The sequence below is a fragment of the Piscinibacter sp. genome, from assembly GCF_050175855.1.
Taxonomy (GTDB): Bacteria; Pseudomonadota; Gammaproteobacteria; order Burkholderiales; family Burkholderiaceae_C; genus Piscinibacter.
Genome location: NZ_JBFXIO010000433.1, coordinates 1 through 4,003 on the forward strand (window position 1 = coordinate 1; position 4,003 = coordinate 4,003).

Sequence of the window (4,003 nt, forward strand, 5' to 3'; positions counted from 1 at the left end):
GCTCTTTTTCGACCGGCGCCTGTCGGCCAACGGCACGCTGTCGTGCGCGATGTGCCACGTGCCCGAGCAGGGCTTCACCGTCAACGAGGCGCGCACCTCGGTGGGCATGAACGGCGTGAGCCTGCGGCGCAATGCGCCGACGCTGCTCAACGTCGCCTTCGTCGGCGCGCTGTTCCACGACGGCCGCGCCGCCAGCCTGGAGCAGCAGGCATTGCAGCCGCTGGTGCACCCGGACGAGATGGCCAACCAGAACCTCGCGGCGGTGATGGCGCGCATCGAAGCGATGCCGGAATACCGCGCGCCGCTGCGCCGCGCCTTCGGCGATGCGCACCCCACGCCGGCGCGCGTGGCGCGTGCGCTGGCCGCCTATGAGCGCACGCTGCTGGCTGGCGGCTCGCCGTTCGACCGCTGGCGCTACGGCGGCGAGCGCGAGGCGCTGTCGGCGCTGGCGCAGCGCGGCTTCGAGCAGTTCCGCGCGCTGGGCTGCATCGCCTGCCACCCGGTGGGCGAGCGCCACGCGCTGTTCAGCGATGGCGCCTTCCACAACGTCGGCGTGCGCGCGCGCAGCGAGGCGCTGGCCGCGCAGCCGGTCGACGTGGTGCTGATCCCCGGCCTGGCGACGCAGGTCACGCCCGAGACGCTGCGCACCATCGGCGTGGCCGATGCGCCCGACCTCGGCCGCGCCGAGGTCACCGGCCGCACGGCCGACCGGCGCGCCTTCCGCACTCCCTCGCTGCGGAACGTGGCGCTCACCGCGCCCTACATGCACGACGGCTCGCTGGCCACGCTCGACGAGGTGCTCGACCACTACGCACGCGGCGGCTGGCCGGCCGATGCGCAACAGGATGCACGCATCCGGCCGCTGCCGATGGACGCGGAGACGCGCCGGGCGCTGATCGCCTTCCTCGAATCGCTGACGTCTCCGGCGGCCACCGGCGCGTTGCGCGCTGAAACCTGGCCGTGAGCGAAGGGCGGGCGGCTTCGCCTAGCATGCCGGCCGTGACGACGCACGAGAACTCTCGCCGCCCCTTCGCCACCATGGCCGCGCTGTTGGCCGCCGCCGCGCTGCTCGCCGGCTGCGGCAGCCGCGGCCCGCTGGCCACCCGCGACGGCCCCGAGGCCAACCCGCCCTCCGGGCTGCACGAGGTGCCCGATGCGGTGCCACGCATCGAGCCGATCCGCAGCGGCGGTCCGAACAAGCCCTACGAGGTGCTCGGCCGCAGCTACGTGCCGATCACGCAGGACCGCGCCTTCAGGGAGCGAGGCCTGGCCTCCTGGTACGGCAAGAAGTTCCACGGCCGGCGCACCGCCAACGGCGAGGTCTACGACATGTATGCGATGACGGCGGCGCACCCCACGCTGCCGCTGCCGAGCTACGCGCGCATCCGCAACCCGGCCAACGGCCGCGAGATCATCGTGCGCGTCAACGACCGCGGGCCCTTCCACAAGGGCCGCATCGTCGACCTCAGCTACACCGCCGCGCTCAAGCTCGACCTGCTTCGCGGCGTGGCGCCGGTGGAGCTCGAGCGCATCACCTTCGCCGAGATCCGCAGCGGCGCGTGGCGGCGCGGCGGACAGCCGGTCGATATGCCGGATCGCGACGAGCCCGACGAGATGGTCGCTGCCGCGCCGATGGCCGTGGCGCCGCCGATCGACGCCGCTCCGGCGGCCGCGCCCGCTGAAACGGATGCGCTGCCGCTGCGCCCGCTGGCCACCGCGCCGCGGGGCTTCTGGATCCAGCTCGGCGCCTTCCGCCAGCGCGACGGCGCCGAGAGCTTCCAGCGCCGCGTGGCCGACGAGCTGGAGTGGCTGTCGCCGATGCTGGCGCTCTTCGCGGACACGCCGCTGTTCCGCCTGCAGGCCGGGCCCTACGCGACGCGCGACGAGGCCCGCGACGGCGCCGAGCGCATCCGCGAGGCGCTGCAGCTGGTGCCGGTCATCGTCGAGCGGCGCTGAAGGGGTTCAGCGCTTTGCGGCGAAGTGCTCGTCGTAGCGGTGCACGAAGTCCTTGTTGGCCACCGGCAGGTGGCAGGCGCGGCAGGTGGCCGGATCTTCCGGGCCCTTGGTGCGGCCGTCGCCCAGGTAGCTGGCGTAGACCCAGTTGCCGTTGCGCAGGCCCTCCGGCACCGACTGGCCCCAGCCAGAGTCCTTGCCCATCACGAACACGCGCAGCAGGCCGGCCTTGACCAGCTTGCCGTCGGGGCCGGTGGCCAGCCGGCCGTCGGCGGTCTCCATCGCCGCGTAGTTCTCCATCACGAACACCGAGCCGTTGGCGAAGCCCGTGGCCGCCGTGGCCCGGGCTGCGGCCGGGTTCATGTAGATCTCGCGCACCTGCTTGGCATCGGGGCGCTGCACGGCAGAGAGGAACTTGGGCCAGGTCTTGTAGTCGGCCGGCACGGCGAGTTCGCCGTCCTTCGACGCGCCGGGGGCCAGGGCGCAGCCGGCCAGCAAGGCGGCGAGCAGCAGCGGAACGAACAGGGGTCGGGCCATCGTCGGTCTCCTTGCGGGGCAGTTCGATTGACGGAGGTCAACCGTATTCCACAGTCTCGACGTAGCGCGGATCCTCGTGCAACCCCCAATAAGCCGCCTGCAGCTGCTTCGTCACCGGGCCGAACTCGCCGGCCGGCCGGCCACCCACGGGCACGCCGTCGACGCGGCTGATGCCGATCACGCCCCCGCCGGTGCTGCTGAGGAACACCTCGTCGGCGCGGCGCAGGTCGGCCGCCGGCAGCGGCGCTTCGCGCACCGGCAGGCCCCGGGCGCGCGCCAGCTCGATCACCGTGCGCCGCGAGATGCCCTCGAGCACGCCCGATGCCGGCGTGATGAGTTCATCGTCGACCCACGCGAAGACGTTGAAGCCCGGCCCTTCGGTCACATGGCCCGCGGCGTCGACCAGCACCGCGGTTTCGGCGCCACGGTCGTAGGCCTGGAACAGCGCGCCCACCATGTCCAGCCAGTGGTAGTTCTTCACCCGCGGGTCGACGCTGGCCGGCGCGATGCGCTGCACTTCGCTGATGAACAGGTCGATGCCGCGCGCCTGCCTGGCCGGATCGGCGATCCACACGAACGGGATGGCGAAGGCCATGAAGCGGTTGGTGCAGCTGCGCGGGTCGCGCGAGCCGGGCGCGGGCAGGCCGCGCGTGCACAGCACCTCCACGTAGGCCTCGCGCAGGCCGCTGCGGCGCACGCATTCGTGCATCACCGCGCGCACCTCGTCGCGCGTCTTGCCAGGGTCCAGGCGCAGCCGGTCCATGCTGGCGAAGAAGCGGTCGATGTGGTCGCTCAGGCGGAAGAACTTTCCCTGCCAGACATGCGCCACGTCGTAGGTGGCGTCGCTGTGCAGGAAGCCCCAGTCGAAGATCGAGATCTTGGCGTCCTCGGGGGCGACGTACTGTCCGTCGACGAATGCACATCCGGGCATCGCTGGCTCCGCGCAGGAAGAGGGGCGCACAGTATGCTCCGTGGCACTCATGACGACGTCTGCCAGCGCACCGCGCCAGGTGCTGCTCTTCTCCGGCCACCTGATCGATGCGCCGTCGCGGGCCGAACCGCGCTTCCCGATGGCCAAGGCCCCGGCGGCGGCGCGCCGCATCGCCGACCTGCTGGAGCGGCTCGGGGCCGGCCCCGGCGACCTCGCGCTCACCCAGGGCGCGGCCGGCGGCGACCTGCTCTTCGCCGAGGCCTGCCTCGCGCGCGGCGTGCCGGTGCGCCTGCTGCTGCCCCTGCCCGAACCCGCCTTCATCGAGCGCTCGATCCTGAGCTGCGATCACGGCCCGGACTGGCGCGATCGCTATCTCGCGCTGCGCGCGCGCCTGGCCGAGCCGCCGCACGTCGCCGACGACGAACTCGGCGCGCTGGCCGCGGGCGAAGACCCGTGGGAGCGCGGCAACCGCTGGCTGCTCGACAGCGCGTTGAGCTACGGTGCGCAGCGACTGCGCTTCATCACGCTGTGGGACGGCGGCGGCGCCGACGGCCCCGGCGGCACGAAGCACATGGTCGACGA

General features: G+C 72.8%; 4 protein-coding genes and 1 pseudogene. 3 read left to right on the top strand and 2 right to left on the bottom strand.

The window, feature by feature from the left end; translation table 11 throughout:
- The coding region (locus AB7U92_RS23220; RefSeq protein ID WP_428582569.1) for a cytochrome-c peroxidase at window positions 1–964 on the top strand (964 nt) is incomplete at its 5' end.
- A gap of 26 nt (window positions 965–990) precedes the next feature.
- The gene (locus tag AB7U92_RS23225) at window positions 991–1,956 is read left to right on the top strand and encodes a septal ring lytic transglycosylase RlpA family protein (protein ID WP_428582571.1); all 966 of its coding nucleotides are present in this window, start codon (window positions 991–993) and stop codon (window positions 1,954–1,956) included.
- 6 nt (window positions 1,957–1,962) lie between these two features.
- Here AB7U92_RS23225 and AB7U92_RS23230 read toward each other — a convergent pair whose 3' ends face one another.
- Both AB7U92_RS23230 and AB7U92_RS23235 read right to left on the bottom strand, forming a co-directional pair.
- Window positions 1,963–2,490 (bottom strand): cytochrome P460 family protein, encoded by a 528-nt coding sequence (locus tag AB7U92_RS23230; protein WP_428582573.1) that lies wholly within the window; start codon window positions 2,488–2,490, stop codon window positions 1,963–1,965.
- 37 nt (window positions 2,491–2,527) lie between these two features.
- Window positions 2,528–3,421, bottom strand: a complete 894-nt coding sequence (locus tag AB7U92_RS23235; protein ID WP_428582575.1) for an aminotransferase class IV — start codon at window positions 3,419–3,421, stop codon at window positions 2,528–2,530.
- Between the two features lie 49 nt (window positions 3,422–3,470).
- Here AB7U92_RS23235 and AB7U92_RS23240 point away from each other — a divergent pair.
- Window positions 3,471–4,003 (top strand): annotated as a pseudogene (locus AB7U92_RS23240) (tetratricopeptide repeat protein); the annotation flags it as partial.